The sequence below is a fragment of the Mycobacterium bourgelatii genome (assembly GCF_010723575.1).
Taxonomy (GTDB): Bacteria; Actinomycetota; Actinomycetes; order Mycobacteriales; family Mycobacteriaceae; genus Mycobacterium; species Mycobacterium bourgelatii.
The window spans coordinates 5,307,635-5,325,344 of the sequence record NZ_BLKZ01000001.1 but is presented as its reverse complement, the minus strand read 5'-3'; the positions used below and the strand labels follow the sequence as shown (position 1 = coordinate 5,325,344).

At 68.0% G+C, this 17,710-nt stretch carries 14 protein-coding genes; 7 read left to right on the top strand and 7 right to left on the bottom strand.

The genetic code is table 11. The features are described from left to right. The first annotated feature begins 102 nt into the window (after positions 1–102). The gene (locus G6N68_RS22710) at positions 103–1,629 is read left to right on the top strand and encodes an acetyl-CoA acetyltransferase (RefSeq protein WP_163717195.1); all 1,527 of its coding nucleotides are present in this window, start codon (positions 103–105) and stop codon (positions 1,627–1,629) included. A 15-nt stretch (positions 1,630–1,644) separates the two neighbouring features. Here G6N68_RS22710 and G6N68_RS22705 read toward each other — a convergent pair whose 3' ends face one another. The 3 genes from G6N68_RS22705 to G6N68_RS22695 form a co-directional block, all read right to left on the bottom strand. After that, positions 1,645–3,012: a PE family protein gene (locus tag G6N68_RS22705; protein ID WP_163717193.1), complete on the bottom strand. Its 1,368-nt coding sequence runs from the start codon at positions 3,010–3,012 to the stop codon at positions 1,645–1,647. A gap of 175 nt (positions 3,013–3,187) precedes the next feature. Continuing rightward, positions 3,188–4,606 (bottom strand): PE family protein, encoded by a 1,419-nt coding sequence (locus tag G6N68_RS22700; RefSeq protein ID WP_163717191.1) that lies wholly within the window; start codon positions 4,604–4,606, stop codon positions 3,188–3,190. A 129-nt stretch (positions 4,607–4,735) separates the two neighbouring features. After that, on the bottom strand, positions 4,736–5,584 hold the full coding sequence (locus tag G6N68_RS22695; protein ID WP_163717189.1) for an LLM class F420-dependent oxidoreductase: 849 nt from the start codon (positions 5,582–5,584) through the stop codon (positions 4,736–4,738). Between the two features lie 190 nt (positions 5,585–5,774). Between G6N68_RS22695 and G6N68_RS22690 the strand changes: the two genes are divergently transcribed. The 6 genes from G6N68_RS22690 (at position 5,775) to G6N68_RS22665 (ending at position 14,071) form a co-directional block, all read left to right on the top strand. After that, positions 5,775–6,740 (top strand): DUF5336 domain-containing protein, encoded by a 966-nt coding sequence (locus G6N68_RS22690; RefSeq protein ID WP_163717187.1) that lies wholly within the window; start codon positions 5,775–5,777, stop codon positions 6,738–6,740. A gap of 39 nt (positions 6,741–6,779) precedes the next feature. Further along, on the top strand, positions 6,780–8,147 hold the full coding sequence (locus G6N68_RS22685) for a cell division protein PerM (RefSeq protein WP_163717185.1): 1,368 nt from the start codon (positions 6,780–6,782) through the stop codon (positions 8,145–8,147). Positions 8,148–8,255: 108 nt separating this feature from the next. Continuing rightward, positions 8,256–8,897 (top strand): phosphoribosylglycinamide formyltransferase, encoded by a 642-nt coding sequence (gene purN / locus G6N68_RS22680; protein WP_163717183.1) that lies wholly within the window; start codon positions 8,256–8,258, stop codon positions 8,895–8,897. 7 nt (positions 8,898–8,904) lie between these two features. Further along, the gene (gene purH, locus G6N68_RS22675; RefSeq protein ID WP_163717181.1) at positions 8,905–10,473 is read left to right on the top strand and encodes a bifunctional phosphoribosylaminoimidazolecarboxamide formyltransferase/IMP cyclohydrolase; all 1,569 of its coding nucleotides are present in this window, start codon (positions 8,905–8,907) and stop codon (positions 10,471–10,473) included. A 222-nt stretch (positions 10,474–10,695) separates the two neighbouring features. Beyond that, positions 10,696–12,090: a sigma 54-interacting transcriptional regulator gene (locus G6N68_RS22670; protein WP_163717179.1), complete on the top strand. Its 1,395-nt coding sequence runs from the start codon at positions 10,696–10,698 to the stop codon at positions 12,088–12,090. Further along, positions 12,083–14,071, top strand: coding sequence for a vWA domain-containing protein (locus G6N68_RS22665; RefSeq protein ID WP_163717176.1), 1,989 nt, complete (start codon positions 12,083–12,085; stop codon positions 14,069–14,071). Before G6N68_RS22670 ends, G6N68_RS22665 begins: the two co-directional genes overlap by 8 nt. A gap of 11 nt (positions 14,072–14,082) precedes the next feature. Here the strand turns inward: G6N68_RS22665 and G6N68_RS22660 are convergent, their stop codons facing one another. The 4 genes from G6N68_RS22660 to G6N68_RS22645 all read right to left on the bottom strand — a co-directional run bounded on the left by G6N68_RS22660 (position 14,083) and on the right by G6N68_RS22645 (position 17,707). Next, positions 14,083–15,774: an alpha/beta hydrolase gene (locus G6N68_RS22660; RefSeq protein ID WP_163717174.1), complete on the bottom strand. Its 1,692-nt coding sequence runs from the start codon at positions 15,772–15,774 to the stop codon at positions 14,083–14,085. After that, positions 15,771–16,061, bottom strand: coding sequence for a WXG100 family type VII secretion target (locus G6N68_RS22655; protein ID WP_163717172.1), 291 nt, complete (start codon positions 16,059–16,061; stop codon positions 15,771–15,773). Before G6N68_RS22655 ends, G6N68_RS22660 begins: the two co-directional genes overlap by 4 nt. A 100-nt stretch (positions 16,062–16,161) precedes the next feature. Then, positions 16,162–16,764, bottom strand: coding sequence for a DUF1707 SHOCT-like domain-containing protein (locus G6N68_RS22650; RefSeq protein WP_163717170.1), 603 nt, complete (start codon positions 16,762–16,764; stop codon positions 16,162–16,164). Between the two features lie 88 nt (positions 16,765–16,852). Continuing rightward, positions 16,853–17,707: an enoyl-CoA hydratase family protein gene (locus G6N68_RS22645; RefSeq protein WP_163717168.1), complete on the bottom strand. Its 855-nt coding sequence runs from the start codon at positions 17,705–17,707 to the stop codon at positions 16,853–16,855. Positions 17,708–17,710: the final 3 nt, after the last annotated feature.

Genomic DNA, 17,710 nt, shown 5'->3' with positions numbered 1-17,710 from the left:
CAACGGCCACCGTCGCGCTGACGTGACGCTCGGCGTGGGGGGTGATAACCATTTCGGACCCACCGTCGTGTTGCCCGCCCATTTAGGGTAATTAGTTGAACTATGAATCTCGATCCGCGGACCCCCGTCATCGTCGGTGTCGGGCAGTCCGCCGAACGTATCGACGACCCCACCTATCGGGCCATGTCACCCGTCGAACTGGCCGCCGCGGCCGCCCAAGCAGCCCTTGCCGATTGTGGCGCGGACGCGGTGGCAGTTGCCGTCGACACCGTCGCCGCGCTTCGGCAATTCGAGATCTCCAGCCCTGTCGCCATCGCTCCGCTGGGGCGGTCCAACAACTATCCGCGTTCGGTGGCCAACCGGATCGGCGCCAAACCCGACCGGCTAATCCTCGAAGTCGTCGGTGGTCAGGGGCCCCAGCGCCTGGTCAACGAGTTGGCTGCGGAGATCGCCGCGGGTAGGTTCGAGGTGGCCCTGGTCTTCGGCTCCGACGCGACGTCCACCCTGCGGTATTTCGCGCAGGCGGAGGACAAGCCGGACTTCAACGAGACCGTCGACGGGGACCTGGAAGACCGCGGCTTGGGCATCGAAAAGCTGATGTCTCGCTACACGGTGATCCATGGGCTGGTGGACGCACCGACTCAGTACGCGTTGATGGAAAACGCTCGCCGCGCCGGAACGGGATTGGGCCCGGCCGAGTACCTACGTCGGATGGGCGAGTTGTTCGCGCCGTTCACCAAGGTTGCGGCGGGTAATCCGTTCGCTGCCGCGCCCGTTGAGCGCAGTGTCGAAGAGTTGACCACGATCACCGACAGCAACCGGATGATCGCCGAGCCCTATCCGCGCTTCCTGGTCGCCCGCGACCAGGTGAACCAGGGTGCAGCCGCGCTGCTGATGTCGGTCGACGCCGCGCAACGGCTCGGCGTCCCCCGCGAGAAGTGGGTGTACCTCCGTGGCCATGCCGACCTGACCGAGCAGGGGATGCTGGACCGTCCGGATCTCGGCCGTGCCCCGTCGGCGGTCATGGCGGTACGCGAGGCGCTAGAGGTGGCCGGTATCGGTGTCGACGACGTGGCCACCTTCGACCTGTATAGCTGCTTCCCGGTGCCGGTCTTCAATATCTGTGACGGTCTGGATATCGCGCCCGACGACCCGCGCGGCCTCACGCTGACCGGCGGGCTGCCGTTCTTCGGCGGGGCGGGCAACAACTACTCCATGCACGCAATTGCCGAAACGGTAGCCCGAATGCGCAGCGCGCCAGGGGAATTCGGTCTCGTCGGCGCCAACGGCGGTGTGCTGAGCAAGTATTCGGTGGGCGTCTACTCGACCGAGCCGGCGCCGTGGCGGGCCGATCGCAGCCCGCAGCTGCAGGCGGACATCGACAGCCGGCCCACCGTGGCGGTCACCGAGAGCGCCGACGGCCCCGGCGTCATCGAGACCTACACGGTCCGCCGCGACGCGGGCCGTCGGACCGGCATCATCATCGGCCGGTTGGTTGCCGACGGCAGTCGGTTCCTGGCAACGACGGAGGACGCCGACTTGATCGCACTTCTGGCCGACGACGACCCGCTGGGGGCGTCCGTGCGCGTGAAGTCGTTCGACTACGGCAATCGCTGCGTTTCGGGCTGAAGGGCGGGTCCAGCCTCAGGCCGGCGTGATGCCCCTCCTGCCGATCGGACCGCCGATGAGGTAGCCGCCGAAGCCGCCGGGGGCGCCGATGCCGGGCGTGTTCCCGATGCCGCCGTTGCCGCCGGCGCCGCCGAAGCCGAAGAGGTAGCCGCCGTAACCGCCCTGGCCGCCGTTACCTCCGAACGCCAGGTTGGGCGCACCGAACCCGTTGCCGCCGGCGCCGCCAATACCGAAGAGGCCACCGATGCCGCCCATGCCGCCGACCCCGCCACGGCCACCCATCAGCGCGCCCCCGCCGTTGCCGCCTGCTCCGCCGATACCAAAGATGCCCCCGCCGTCGCCACCAAATCCTCCGGGCCCGCCGGTCCCGTTGAAGGTCAATGCGTTTCCGCCGGCACCGCCGTTGCCGCCAATGCTGAAGAATTGACCATTACCCCAGCCGCCTTGGCCGCCCTGGCCGCCGATGTTGGTGCCGCCGAAGGCATCTCCGCCGAGGCCGCCGTCGGCGCCGATGCCGATGATGTTGTAGAAGAGGTTGCCGACGCCACCAGGTCCGCCGATTCCCGCGACCCCGCCGGCGCTGGCCGTTCCGCCACCACCGCCGGTTCCGCCGAGTCCGAAGATCAGGCCCAGGCCGTCGCCTCCGTAGCCGCCCCAGCCGGCAACAAAGCCATCGCCGCCTCTACCGCCCGCGCCGCCGTTGCCGAACAGAAGCCCACCGTTGCCGCCCCAGCCGCCGTCGCCGGCGACGCCGATCAGAGCCTGCCCGCCGGTCCCCCCAACCCCCCCGTTGCCGAACAGGCCGACGGCGTTGCCGCCGTTGCCGCCCCAACCGGCTAGACCGCCGTTGACATTGGTCGCGCCGCCGGTACCGCCGGTGCCGCCGTTGCCCCACAAGAACCCGCCATCCCCGCCGTTTCCGCCGTTCTGCCCGGGTCCGCCTGCCCCGCCTCGGCCCCCGTTGCCCCACAGCAAGCCGCCGTTCTGGCCGTCGGAGCCGGTTCCGTCTACGCCATCGAAGCCGTCGCCGATCAGCGGTCGTCCCAGAAAGGTCTGGAACGGCGCGTTGATCGCGTCGAGCAACTGCTGCAGCGGATTTGCGTTGGCCGCCTCGGCGACGGCGTAAGAGTTAGCGCCCGCCGTCAGCAACTCGACGAACTGCTGGTGAAACGTTGCCGCCTGAGAGCTGAGCGCCTGGTAGCTCTGAGCGTGCGCGTTGAACAGCGCCGCGACCGCCGCCGACACTTCATCGGCACCCGCGGCCAGCACCGCCGATGTCGGCGCGGCGGCTGCTGTGTTTGCCGCATCGATCGTCGAAGCGATGCTCGCCAAGTCCGAGGCCGCCGTAGCGACATACTCCGGAACCGTGACCAGATAGGACATTCCCGACCTCCGCAGGCTGCGGCGACCGCCCGTGGCCGCCGATAAGCAAATCGTCATTTCTGCCCCTGCCTACCGATCCCAAGTTGTTCTGAGAAGGGTGTCGAGACAGGTGTCTCACAGACTAGCACGGCGTTGCTGAGATTTAGCTGTGCGCGCGATAAGGAAACGCCTGCGCTTAGGGCAAGCCCGGGACCCCGCCATCCCCGAGCAGCAAGCCTCCGGTGCCGCCGCCGCCACCCGCGCCCGGCAGCGTGCCGGCACCGCCGTTGCCGCCATTTCCGCCGTTGCCGATCAACACCACATTCCCGCCGCGGCCGCCGGTCCCGCCCTGACCTCCTGGCGCGAGGCTGTCCCCACCAGCGCCGCCGATGCCGCCGAAGCCGAACAGGCCCGCGTTGCCGCCCGCACCCGCGTCGCCTCCGGCGCCATTGCGCCCCAGGCCTCCGTCGCCGCCGTCGCCACCAGAACCCCAGAACAGTCCGCCGTTGCCGGCGATCCCACCGGTACCGCCCGACGGGCTGCCGGATCCGCCGTCGCCGCCCGCTCCGCCTTTGCCGAACAATTGCGCGGCGCCGCCAGCCCCGCCGGTCCCACCCGGTTGAGGCCCAACGCCGTTCCCGCTGAATCCCCCGAGGTCGCCCGCGCCGCCATCGCCGAATACTCCGGCCGTGCCGCCGGCCCCACCGGCCCCACCCTTGCCAGTGCCGGGGCCGCTGCCACCCGCACCTCCGCTGCCGCCGTTGCCGACGAGCTTGGCGTCGCCCCCGCGTCCTCCGTCCCCAGCGTTGGCCGCGTTGATGCTGGTCCCACCAGCCCCGCCGGCTCCGCCGTCGCCGAACTGGCCGCTGGCCCCGCCCGCACCGCCATGACCGCCGCCGTTGGCTCCGGTACCGCCGAGACCGCCGGTGCCGCCGCTGCCGAAGAGCGATCCGCCGGCCCCGCCCGCGCCGCCGTTGCCGGCGCTAATTACGCCGAACCCGCCGGTGCCGCCGGCGCCGCCGTTGCCGAAGATCAGCCCGCCGGCCCCGCCCGCACCCCCGTTTCCGCCAACGAAGCCCAGGCTTGCCCCGCCCGCGCCACCCGGCCCGCCATTTCCGAATAGCCCGGCAGATCCGCCCTTGCCGCCAGGCCCTCCGTTGTTGATGCTTGTCACTCCGGAACCGCCGGCGCCGCCGTTGCCGAACAGGAGACCGCCGTCGCCACCGTTTTGGCCGGTCCCCGGCGCGCCGTTGGCTCCGTTGCCGATCAGCGGACGCCCCAGCAACGCCAGTGTGGGCGCATTGATCGCGTTGAGCAGATTTTGTTGAACGACATTGGCTGCCTCGGCGCTGGCATAAGCGCCGCCGCCGGCGGCCAACGTCTGCACGAATTGGGTATGAAAGGCGGCGGCCTGGGCGCTGACCGCCTGATATCCCTGCGCGTGCGATGCGAACACCGCCGCGATCGCCGCAGACACTTCGTCCGCGCCCGCGGCCAGTACCTCCGTGGTACGAGTGGCGGCGGCGACGTTGGCCGCGGTGATGGTTGCGCCGATGTCGGCAAGATTGGCGGCGACCGCTGACAGCGCTTCTGGTGCCGCGATGACGAACGACATGGCACGACCCCCACTGCGAGTCCCCGCCGACCCCGAGGGTCGCCCGGCGTCGGCGCCAGCGATCTACTGATTGTCCTCCTGTTTTCGCCCGTCTGCAGCGGTTTCGGTGCCCGCGCTACAACCCGGGCGTCAGACGAAGGCGGCTAACTTGCCGGCCAACCGCTCCACGTAAGCGGCAACCTCGTCCGCGGAACGATCCGGGAGGCCGAACAACACCTCGGTCACACCGAGTTCGGCCCAATGCTCCAGCTTCTCGCGCACCGGTTTGAAGTCCAGCGCCACAATCTGCGGCGCGCCGTCACGGCCCGCCGCGGCCCACGTGTCCTGCAACAACTTCACCGGGGCGTCGATGTCGAAGTCGCGGGGAGTGGTGATCCAGCCGTCGGCGCTGCGCGCGATCCACTTGAAGTTCTTCTCGGTGCCCGCCGCCCCCACCAGCACGGGGATGTGTGCCTGGACCGGCTTGGGCCAAGCCCAGCTGGGCCCGAACTTGACGAACTCGCCGTCATACTCGGCTTCCTCTTGCGTCCACAGCGCCCGCATCGCTTCCAGGTACTCCCGCAACATGGTGCGTCGACGTCCGGGCGGGACGCCGTGGTCGGCGAGTTCGTCGGTGTTCCAGCCGAACCCAACGCCGAGGCTGACCCGGCCGCCGGACAGATGGTCAAGCGTGGCAATGCTTTTCGCCAATGTGATGGGGTCGTGCTCGACCGGCAGCGCGACCGCCGTGGACAGCCGAACGCGAGTCGTCACCGCTGACGCTGCGCCCAAACTCACCCACGGGTCCAGCGTGCGCATGTAACGGTCGTCGGGCAGTGACGCGTCACCCGTGGTCGGGTGGGCTGCCTCCCGCTTGATCGGTATGTGTGTGTGCTCCGGCACGTAGAACGTGTGGAAACCGTGTTCGTCAGCAAGTTTGGCGGCTGCTGCCGGAGCGATTCCACGGTCACTGGTGAAAAGCACTAGGCCGTAGTCCATGCACAGAATTAGAACGTGTTCTACCTAGGCGGGGCAAGCGAGGTCGATCTGTGGTGCTGGGGCGGGGGTTGGGAACGTCGCTTCGACGCCGCAACCCGAGCGTGCGCTAGCGTGGTTGTTCGAACGGCGTCGCAGCAGTGCAACGTCGCACTGTCGCCGAGGCACCGCGACGGCACCAACAGGAGGAGCCATGACCTACCAGCCCGGCAGCCCCGGATTTCAACCCTCCCAGCCCTCCGGCCCCTATGGAGCTTCCACACCTTCGTTCGCCAAGGAAGACAGTGGCGACAGCAAGCTTCCGCTGTACCTGAGCGTCGCGGTCGCCGCCCTGGGCCTTGCGGCGTATCTTGCGAGTTTCGGCCCGATGTTCACCCTGAGCTCTGAGCTGGGTGGCGGCAGCAGCTCGGCGTCAGGCGGCGCCGAACTGGCTGTCATCGTGTCCCTGCTGGCCGGGCTGCTTGCCGGGGTGAGCCTGGTGCCGAAGGTCAAGAGCTACTTCCCGGTCGTCGGCGTACTAGCGGTATTAGCCGTACTCCTGCTCATCTCCTCGACGTTCAACAAGCCGAGCGCGTACTCGACCGGTTGGGCGTTGTGGGTTGTCTTGGTGTTCATCGTTTTCCAGGCCGTCGCCGCGGTTGGGGCTCTGCTGCTGGACGCAGGCGTCATTGCCGCGCCGGCGCCGCGGCCCAAGTTCGACCAGTACGGGCAGTACGGGCAATACGGGCAGTACGGCCAGTACGGGGGTCAGCCGGGCGGCTACTACCCGCCGCCGGGAGCGCAGCAGTCCGCCCCGAACGCGCAGCAGTCGGGCGCGAATCCGCAGCAGTCCGGTGCGAATCCGCAGCAGGCGGGGGGCTACGGAGCGCAGCAGCAGTACGGCGGTTATCCCGGTAACCAGGGTCAACAGCCGCAACAGGGTCAGAGCGGTGGATTCAGCGCGCAACCGTCGCAATCACCAACGCAGCAGGCCTCGCACCAAGGTTCGTCGACCCCGCCTACCGGCTTCCCGAGCTTCAGCCCGCCCCCGCCCGTGGGCGGCGGGTCGGGCTCCGAAGGGGGCTCGGCGCCGGTCAACTACGGGAACTCCGGCGGAGGAAACGCTGGCGGGGGGCAACAGTACGGCCAGCAGTCGTCCCCCGGATCGGCGCCTGTTTAACCGAGCGCTATCGCGCGTAGCCGGACACGTGCGCGAAGCGTGACACGGGTGGACGATCGGGCAGCGGGTGCGCGTCAGGCGCGTGACCTAGTCCGGGTTGCCTTCGCCCCAGCCGTGGTGGCGCTGGTCGTCATCGCCGCGATCACCCTGCTGGAGTTGCTGATCGCCAACAGCGACATGACGGGCGCTTTGGGTGCCATCGCCAGTATGTGGCTGGGTGTGCATCAGGTTCCGATTTCCATCGGTGGCCGCGAACTGGGCGTGATGCCGCTGGGGCCGGTGCTGTTGATGGTCTGGGGGACGGCCCGCACGACGGCGCGTGCCACCTCGCCGTATTCGTCGTGGTTGGTCGTGCGGTGGGTGGTCGCCTCGGCGCTGGGTGGACCACTGCTGATCGCGGCGGTCGCGCTGGCGGTGATCCACGACGCGTCTTCCGTTCTTACCGAACTTCAAACGCCCAGTGCGCTGCGGGCCTTCACCAGTGTGCTGGTGGTGCATGGCGTGGGTGCGGCGATCGGCGTGTGGTCACAGCTGGGCCGCCGGGCATTGGCAGCGACGCCGCTGCCCGATTGGCTCGGTGATTCGGTGCGTGCGGCGGCCGCGGGGGTGTTGGCGTTGCTCGGCATGTCCGGCATGGTGACGGCGGCTTCGCTGGTCGTGCACTGGGGCACCATGCAGGAGCTCTACGGGATCACCGAGTCCATCTGGGGCCAGTTCAATCTCACTGCGCTGTCGGTGCTTTACGCGCCCAACGTCATCGTCGGCGCGTCCGCGGTAGCGGTCGGCTCGAGTGCCCATATCGGCTTTGCGACCTTCAGTTCGTTCACCGTCTTCGGGGGCGATATCCCGGCGTTGCCGATCTTGGCCGCGTCGCCCACGCCGCCACTCGCGCCGGTGTGGGTGGCGCTGCTGATCATCGGCGCGGCCTCTGGGGTGGCGGTTGGGCAGCAGTGTGCTCGCTACCCGTTGCCGTTTGTTGCCGCCCTGGCCAAGGTTTTGGTCGCTTCGGTTCTTGGGGCGTTGGCGATGGGTCTGCTCGCGTACGGGGGGAGTGGCAAGCTCGGCAACTTCGGTGACGTCGGCGTGGATCTGGGTGCCCTGTTGATCGGCGTGTTCCTCTGGTTCGCCGTGGTGGGCGGCCTGACGGTGGTGATGGCGGGCGGCATCAGGCGGCGTCCCAGGCGGCCCAAGCCGAAGCGACCGCCCGAGGAAGACACGGCGGTCGCCGATCGTTTCGACGACAGCGAGGGTGACGGCGTCGGGGACGAGGGCGACGGAGGCGAACCGCCGCTGGTCGGGGACGAAGGCGGACTGCGGTTGCCCGAAGACCCCGGAGACGAACCCGGATTCGACGAGGGCGAGCGGGCCGAGTCGCCCGTCGACGCCGAGCACCCCCGCGAGGAATAGTGGTCGGCCGCTCACGCGGCCGTCATCGTCGCCCGACTGTGCCAAATTGTCGGGCTCCTCCTCCGGCCGCTAACACGGCCGTCATCGTCGCCCGACTAGGCTTCCCGTGTGCAAGAACCGCTCCGGATCCCCCCAAGTGCACCGGCGCGGCTGGTAGTGCTGGCGTCGGGTACCGGTTCGCTACTGAACTCACTGCTTGAGGCCGCGGTGGACGACTATCCGGCGCGGATCGTCGCCGTCGGTGTCGACCGAGACTGCCGCGCCACCGAGATCGCCGCGCGGGCATCACTGCCAGTCTTCACCGTCCGGCTCAAGGACTACGCCACCCGCGAGGCGTGGGACGCGGCCATCACCGAGGCCACGGCCGCGCACTCGCCAGACTTGATCATCTCCGCCGGGTTTATGAAAATCCTTGGACCGCAATTTCTTTCGAGATTCTCCGGTCGTACGCTGAACACTCATCCGGCGCTGTTGCCGGCCTTCCCCGGGGCGCACGGAGTGGCCGATGCGCTGGCCTACGGCGTCAAGGTCACGGGTTGTACGGTGCATCTGGTAGATGCGGGCGTGGACACCGGGCCGATACTGGCGCAGCAGCCCATCCCGGTGCTTGCCGATGACGACGAAGAGACCCTGCATGAACGGATCAAGGTCACCGAACGCCAACTCCTGGTGGACGTGGTGGCCGCGATTGCGACTGGTGGCGTGACCGTAAGCGGACGAAAAGCGACCCTAGGAGTGACCACGGAATGAGCAACGCATGAGCGACGAGGCACGGCGACCAATCCGGCGCGCATTGATCAGCGTCTACGACAAAACCGGGCTGGTCGAGCTCGCTCAGGGCCTATCCGACGCCGGCGTCCAGATCGTCTCGACCGGGTCGACCGCGAAGACCATTGCTGCCAGGGGGATTCCGGTCACGCCCGTCGAGGAGCTCACCGGTTTCCCCGAGGTACTCGACGGCCGGGTCAAGACACTGCATCCGCGAGTCCATGCCGGACTGCTCGCCGACCTCCGCAAACCCGAGCACGAAGTGGCGCTACAACGGCTGGGCATCGAGGCCTTCGAACTGGTCGTCGTGAACCTGTACCCGTTCAGTCAGACCGTCGCCTCCGGCGCGAGCGTCGACGAATGCGTGGAACAGATCGACATCGGCGGACCGTCCATGGTGCGCGCCGCAGCCAAGAACCACCCCAGCGTGGCCGTCGTCACCGACCCGAAGGGATACGACGGAGTGCTCGCAGCGGTACGCGACGGCGGGTTCACCCTCGCCGAGCGCAAGAGGCTGGCATCGCTGGCGTTTCGGCACACCGCCGAGTACGACATCGCTGTCGCGACGTGGATGCAGTCCACCCTGGCGCCCGAACAGCCACCGTCGTCGTTCCCGCAGTGGTTCGCCAGAAACTGGCACCGCTCCTCGACGCTGCGCTACGGCGAAAACCCGCACCAGCAGGCGGCGCTGTACGTCGACCCAGGCGCCTGGCCGGGTTTGGCGCAGGCCGAACAGCTGCACGGAAAAGAGATGTCGTACAACAACTTCACGGATGCGGACGCGGCCTGGCGCGCGGCATTCGACCACGAACAGATCTGCGTGGCGATCATCAAACACGCCAACCCGTGCGGCATTGCGATCTCCGAGATTTCAGTCGCGGACGCACACCGCAAGGCCCACGAATGCGACCCACTCAGCGCCTTCGGCGGGGTGATCGCGGCCAACACCGAGGTCACTGCCGAGATGGCGGAGTACGTGAGCACCATCTTCACCGAGGTGATCGTCGCGCCCGCCTATGAACCGGCGGCCCTTGAGCTGTTGACCCGCAAGAAGAACATCCGGGTGCTGGTCGCCTCCGAGCCGTTGAGCGGGGGCACCGAGCTGCGGCCGATCAGCGGGGGACTGCTGATTCAGCAGCGTGATGAGCTCGACGCGCAGGGTGACAACCCGCTGAACTGGACGCTGGCGACCGGACCGGCGGCTGACCAGGCGACCCTGACCGACCTCGTCTTCGCCTGGCGCGCGTGCCGGGCGGTCAAGTCCAACGCCATCGTGACCGTTGCCAACGGCGCCACCATCGGCGTCGGCATGGGGCAGGTCAACCGGGTCGACGCCGCCCGGCTGGCCGTCGAACGCGGTGGCGAGCGGGTGCGCGGCGCGGTGGCCGCCTCAGACGCCTTCTTCCCGTTCCCCGACGGGCTGGAGACGCTGGCCCGTGCCGGGGTCAAGGCAATCGTGCACCCCGGGGGCTCGGTGCGTGACGAGGAAGTCACCGCGGCGGCGGCCGAGGCCGGCGTCACGTTGTACCTGACTGGCGCGCGGCACTTCGCGCACTAGCGTCGTCCGCGCCCGTCGCCGCGTTACCGCGTGTCTCACCGAGCCTGAAGATTTGCAGGAGAAGTTTGAGTGGACACCTGCAGGGTTACCGGCTCGGCCTGGGCCCTGGATGGGCCCGGTGTGGCTCGGGCCAGATCCCGGCGAAAACGCCGAAATTGTGTCTGGAATTCACCTTCGGCGCCGAGCGGGTGAACGCGCCGGCGCGCGGCACCGTAACTTGGAATGGTGACTTCACCGAGCAATCTGCCCCGCACGCTAGGCGAGCTGCGGGCCTCAGGTCATCGTGAACGCGGTGTCAAGCAGGAGATCCGGGAAAACCTGCTGATCAAGTTGGCCGACGGGCTGGACAACTCGGCGATCTGGCCGGGCATTCTGGGTTTCGACGACACCGTGATTCCCCAGTTGGAACGGGCACTCATCGCGGGTCACGACTTCGTCCTGCTGGGCGAACGCGGCCAGGGTAAGACGCGCCTTCTGCGTGCGCTCACCGGTCTGCTGGACGAGTGGACACCGGTGATCGCCGGCTCCGAGTTGGGCGAGCATCCCTACACGCCGATCACGCCGGAGTGGATCCGGAAGGCAGCACAGCTGCAGGACGACCTGCCGGTGGCGTGGAAGCACCGCAGCGAGCGCTACACCGAGAAGTTGGCCACTCCCGACACCAGCGTGGCCGACCTGGTCGGTGACATTGACCCGATCAAGGTGGCCGAGGGCCGCAGCCTCGGCGACCCCGAAACCATCGCCTACGGGCTGATCCCGCGCGCGCACCGCGGCATCGTCGCCGTCAACGAGCTGCCCGACCTCGCCGAGCGCATCCAAGTCTCAATGCTCAACGTGATGGAGGAGCGCGACATCCAGGTCCGCGGCTACACGCTGCGCCTACCCCTGGACGTCCTCGTGGTCGCCAGCGCCAACCCGGAGGACTACACGAACCGCGGCCGCATCATCACCCCGCTCAAGGACCGGTTCGGCGCCGAGATCCGCACGCATTACCCGCTGGAGCTCTCGGCCGAAGTAGGCGTCATCGCCCAGGAGGCACACCTGAGCGCACAGGTGCCCGAGTACCTGATGCAGGTGATCGCACGGTTCGCCCGCTACCTGCGCGAATCCCAGTCGATCGATCAACGCTCCGGGGTGTCGGCACGGTTCGCCATCGCGGCGGCCGAGACCGTTGCGGCGGCCGCCCGCCACCGCGCGGCGGTGCTGGGGGAGACCGATCCGGTCGCCCGGGTCGTCGACCTGGGCACCATCATCGAAGTGCTGCGCGGCAAGCTGGAATTCGAATCCGGCGAGGAGGGTCGCGAGCAGGCCGTGCTCGAGCACCTGTTGCGCCGCGCCACCGCCGATACCGCCTCGCGCGTGCTGGGCGGCATTGACGTCGGCACGCTGGTGGCCGCGGTCGAGAAGGGTTCGGCGGTGACGACGGGCGAGCGGGTGTCGGCCAAGGATGTGCTCGGTGCGGTACCGGGACTGCCCGTGGTGGACAAGATCGCCCAGAAGCTGGACGCTGAATCGGAAGGCGAACGCGCCGCGGCATTGGAATTGGCGTTGGAGGCGTTGTACCTGGCGAAGCGCATCGACAAGGTATCCGGAGAGGGTCAAACCGTTTATGGGTAGAGGGCACTCACAGCGATACTCGGCGTATACCGGCGGGCCGGACCCGCTGGCTCCGCCGGTGGATCTGCGTGAGGCTCTCGAACAGATCGGCCAGGACGTCATGGCGGGCACCTCGCCGCGCCGGGCACTGGCGGAGTTGATGCGGCGCGGTACCAAGAACATGCCCGGGGCGGATCGGCTGGCCGCGGAGGCCAATCGGCGGCGCCGGGAGTTGTTGCGCCGCAACAACTTGGATGGCACTCTGCAGGAGATCAAGCGGCTGCTCGACGAGGCCGTGCTGGCCGAACGCAAGGAACTGGCCCGCGCCCTGGACGACGACGCCCGCTTCAACGAACTGCAGTTGGAGGCGCTGCCCTCGTCGCCGGCCAAGGCGGTCCAGGAGCTGTCCGAATACAACTGGCGCAGCAATGAGGCGCGTCAAAAGTACGACCAGATCAAGGATTTGCTCGGCCGCGAGATGCTGGATCAACGCTTTGCCGGCATGAAGCAGGCGTTGCAAGGCGCCACGGATGAGGATCGTCAGCGCGTCAACGACATGCTGAACGACCTTAACGACCTGCTGGACAAGCATGCGCGCGGTGAGGACACCGAGCAGGACTTCAACGACTTCATGGACAAGCACGGCGAGTTCTTCCCGGAGAACCCGCGCGATGTCGAGGAGTTGCTGGACTCGTTGGCCAAACGGGCGGCCGCCGCGCAGCGCTTCCGCAATAGTCTGACCCAGGAACAGCGCGACGAGCTGGATGCGTTGGCGCAACAGGCATTTGGATCGCCGCAACTGATGCAGTCGCTGAGCCGGTTGGACGCCCACCTGCAGGCCGCTCGCCCCGGCGAGGACTGGACCGGATCCGAGCAGTTCTCCGGCGACAACCCGCTGGGCATGGGTGAAGGCGCTCAAGCGCTGGCCGATATCGCCGAACTCGAGCAGTTGGCCGAGCAACTGTCGCAGAGCTATCCGGGTGCGACCATGGACGACGTCGACCTCGACGCGTTGGCGCGCCAACTGGGTGACGAAGCCGCCATCAACGCACGGACACTGGCCGAACTTGAACGGGCACTGGTCAATCAGGGGTTTTTGGACCGCGGTTCCGACGGTCAGTGGCGACTCTCGCCCAAGGCGATGCGCCGGCTCGGTGAAACGGCACTACGTGATGTGGCACAACAGCTTTCGGGTCGCCACGGGGAGCGCGACCATCGCCGTGCCGGGGCTGCGGGCGAACTGACCGGCGCGACGCGCCCCTGGCAATTCGGCGACACCGAGCCGTGGCACATTTCGCGCACCCTGACCAATGCCGTGCTGCGACAAGCCGGGACCTTGCCGGAACGGTCCGGTGGCGGTCCGGCCATCCGGATCAGCGTCGACGATGTCGAGATCGCCGAGACCGAAACGCGTACCCAGGCTGCGGTGGCCTTGTTGGTGGACACCTCGTTTTCGATGGTGATGGAGAACCGCTGGCTGCCGATGAAGCGCACCGCGCTGGCGCTCAACCATCTGGTGTGCACCCGATTCCGCTCGGATGCGCTGCAGATCATCGCCTTTGGTCGGTACGCCCGAACGGTGACGGCAGCGGAGCTGACGGGATTGGAGGGCGTCTACGAGCAGGGCACCAACCTGCATCACGCACTCGCGTTGGCCGGCAGGCACCTGCGGCGTCATCCGAACGCACAACCCGTCGTGCTGGTGGTGACCGACGGTGAGCCGACCGCTCACCTGGAAGACATTCGCGGCGAAGGATCGTCGGTGTTCTTCGACTACCCGCCGCATCCGCGGACGATCGCCCACACCGTCCGCGGGTTCGACGACATGGCGCGGCTGGGTGCGCAGATCACGATTTTCCGCTTGGGCAGCGACCCTGGCCTGGCGCGTTTTATCGATCAGGTCGCGCGACGGGTGGAAGGCCGCGTTGTGGTGCCCGACCTCGACGGGCTAGGTGCGGCCGTCGTCGGCGACTACCTGCGGTCGCGGCGCCGCCGCCGCTGACAGGAGCTTTCTCACGAGAGGTGTCGCGGTATTGGGGGCGGCATTTCAAACGGTCCCGAACCCCCGGGTAGCCGGTCCGCACCCACGGATCGCGGCGTGACGAGGTCGTCGGGCAACCCGGCGAGCACCGCCGCCATGTTGTAGGCACTCATCCGCAGCGCCCCGTTGCTTCCCACCCGCGTGTACTCCGAGTGTCCGTACGCCCGCTCATGTAGTTGACCATCCCCGTAGCGGCCACCTAACGCCAAACCGGTGCTTGTCGACAACTCGGTCATCCCCGGCACGTCCTGCGGGGGCAGGCCGAATGCACCGAACTCCGGGATCGCAGTCGCGACGTCGTCATCGACCCCGATCAGGTAGAAGGCGTGCCCGGGTGCCACCCCTAATTGCGAGGCGTCGGTGAGTTCGGTGCCCGGCGATCCGTAGAGGACGACGTCACTCACCGGTGCCCCCTGCTGCAACGCCAGGCTGGTGACCACTGAGCCGTAGGAGTGTCCGAAGGCGGTGATGTGCTGATTCACGACGTTGGTGGTGGCGGCCAGTCCCCGGCAGAAGCCGTTGAGTGACCGTGCGCCGTCGCGGGCCTGCCAGTCATTGATCACTTCCCGGAGACAGTCGGGTGCGTCATAGCCAAACCAGACGATCGAGGCGACGGCGTCGGGGTCGGCCACCCGAGCGTTGGCGCGCAACAGTCTGGCCTCGGCGCGCTGGGTCTGGGCGTCTCGCAACATATTCGGCAGGCTGGCGCTCACCCGGGTGGTCATGCCACCCACGGTGACGCCGACTCGCTCGGCGTTGTCGACGTCTCCGACGGCCACGGCGGCCAACACTTTCCGCGGGTGGGTTCGGGTGTCCAACAACAGCAGGCTGGCATCGGGATGTTCGACGAGGGCCTCGCACAGCGCGGTCAGATCCGCCAACTTGGCGGGATTGGTGTGCCATCCGCGGCTGTCGAGCCACCCGTGCCGCAATCGGGCCGTTTCCCGTTGCAGCACAGACCTGTTCAGCCCATCCCGGACGTGACACGGGATGCCGTCCAGGTTGCGCAGCGCGTCGGGAAATCCTGCCCTGATCCGATCCTGCTCACCCGGTGTCAGCCCGTGCCACCACTTCTTGACGGCTTCCGGATCGGTGCCCGGCGACGGCACCTGCGGCAGGTCGAGGGTCTGATGGCCGAGTTGAGTTTCGACCTGTTGCGGAGACAGGTCGCCGGCGGCGCCGCGGACAGCGGCGGCCAGGTCTTCGTCGGCGTCCTGGGCATCGGCCAACAGCCGCTTGATGCGCTGGGTCAGGTCAACCGCGGCGTCGAGGATGCGCCCCTGCTCGCGGACCGGATACATGGAGAGGTTCAAGGGCGGCAGCGCCGTGCCGGAAGCGTCGTCGATCGTCAGATGGTTTTCCCGCGCGGTCTCTCGGATGGCGGTCAGCTGCCATTTGATCGCCGCAACCTCTTCGGCCGCCTTCTCCGCCGCCTTCCCGACCGCCTCGCAGGCATCGGCGTGCGCGTCGAGGACCAGGGACGTGGTGTGCGCAGCAGCCTGCACGGCATCGGCGGTGTCGCCACCGAAGGTGGCCAGACTCATCGTCTCGTTCAACGCCGCGGCGGCGGTCCGGGTGCCGTGTGCGCGCTGGATTGCGGCGTCGAACACCGTTGTGATGGCGTCGGGGTTCCAACGATCGATGTCGCCCAACGTCAGCGTCATCGCAGCGCGGCGGCGTTGTGCTGGTCCAGCTCGGTGAACCCGGCGGCGGCCAACTGCATGCCCGCGGAATGGCGCCCGAAGCGGTCCAGGTGCGCGCTGCCGGCGCGGGCCCATCCGTCGAGTAGGGCCGACAACGCGCCCGCCGAAGCGCCGATCCATCCCGCCTGTGCGTCTTCGATCTGGGCCAGGCAGAGCTGATGCACGGCCAGCAGTCGGTCGCCGTGGTCTGCCAGTTGGGTGCCGACGTGACTCAGAACTTCGGGGATCACGCGCAACGCGTCTGCCATCGCGACTCGCCTTCGCCGATGCGAACTTTCGGCGCAGCATCACACGGCAGACATGCCTCAGCCAGTCACCCAGGTGAGTGGATGTGGTGAATGTGGATGATTACTTGTGGGCCTTGCGGGGTTTGCGTTTGATCCCAACGCCGCCCCACAGCGAGAAGCCCCGGATGTTCACCTTCGGTGCGCCTTTGGTGCCCTCGCCGGCGACCTCTTGGTCGAAGCTCCCCATTACGCCGCGACCGTGGATCTCCACGTTGACTTCCGGCGGCAGCAGGATCGTCTGCATGCCCATGATCGAGATTGCGTGCAGGTCCACCTCGGTGGAGGTGAAGTCGGCGTAGCGCAGGTCGACGACGCCGTTGCCCCAGAACGTCAAGGTGGTCAGCTTCTTGGGAACATTCCACCGGCCGCGCCGCTCGAAGCCGCTGAGCAGCGCCAGCAACGTGGTGGACGGCGCCGGGTTGCAGGTGCCGCCCCTGCGGGGGTTCATCGGCGCACCGGGTAGGTCGGCACGGAGCCGATCAAGTTCCTGATACGTCGTCGCGGCGTAAGCCTTGGTGAGGCGCTCTTCGTAGTCGTTCAGTTCCAGGCGACCCTGCTCGGCCGCGTACCCCAGCAACTGCGCGAGTTGGATGCGGTCAGTGTCCGCCGCGCGCGACCACTCGTCGCGCGCGTCCTTCGCGTCATGTTGGGCTGGATTGCTCATCATCCACGAGCGTACGACTTCTCTATTTTGCTGCAAGAGGGGTTGGCTAAACTGCAACCTTCGCGGCCCGCGCCCATCGGCGTCGTCACTATTTGCCCTGGTCAGCGGGGTTGGCAACCCAGCTGGGCGGGCGCTTCTGCAGGAACGCCAGCATGCCTTCGCGAGCTTCGTCAGAGACGAACAACCGCGCCGACTCCTCGGTGAGTCGCTCGGCGTCGCGGTCGAAACCTGCGAGCACCGCGGCGGTGGTCAGCTCCTTCGACGCCGCCAAGCCTTGCGGCGAGCCGCGGCCCACATCGGCGACCACCCCAGCCACCGCCGCGTCCACGTCGTCGGCGGCCAGGGTGATCAACCCGATCTCGGCGGCTTCGTTGGCGCCGAACGTTTCACCGGTGAGGTAATAGCGCGCCGCCGCCCGCGCCGACAGCTTCGGCAGCAGGGTCAGCGAGATGATTGCCGGCGCGACACCGATCCGCGCCTCGGTCAAGGCAAAGGTGCTCCGCGGCCCGGCGACCACGATGTCGCACGCTCCGACCAAACCGAACCCGCCGGCCCGGACGTGCCCGTTGATGGCGCCGATCACCGGCATGGGTGACTCGACGATCGCGCGCAGCAGCGCGGTCATCTCCTTTGCCCGAGCCACCGCCATGTCGTATGCCGATGGTGGCGACCCGCTTCGCCCGGCTGCGCCGCCCTCGCGATCGCCACCTGGGCCCCCACTGCCTGCCTCACTCAGGTCCGCTCCCGCGCAGAACGTGCCGCCGGTGTGCCCGAGCACCACCACCCTTACCGCCGGGTCGGCGGCGGCGTCCCGGAGACCCTGGTGCAGTTGGTTGACCAGCGTGGTGGACAGCGCGTTGCGGTTGTGCGGTGAGTTCAGTGTCAGCTTGGCGACCGGGCCGCCGGTTTCGGCCGGCCCGGCGTACTCGACGAGGGTGTCCATCGC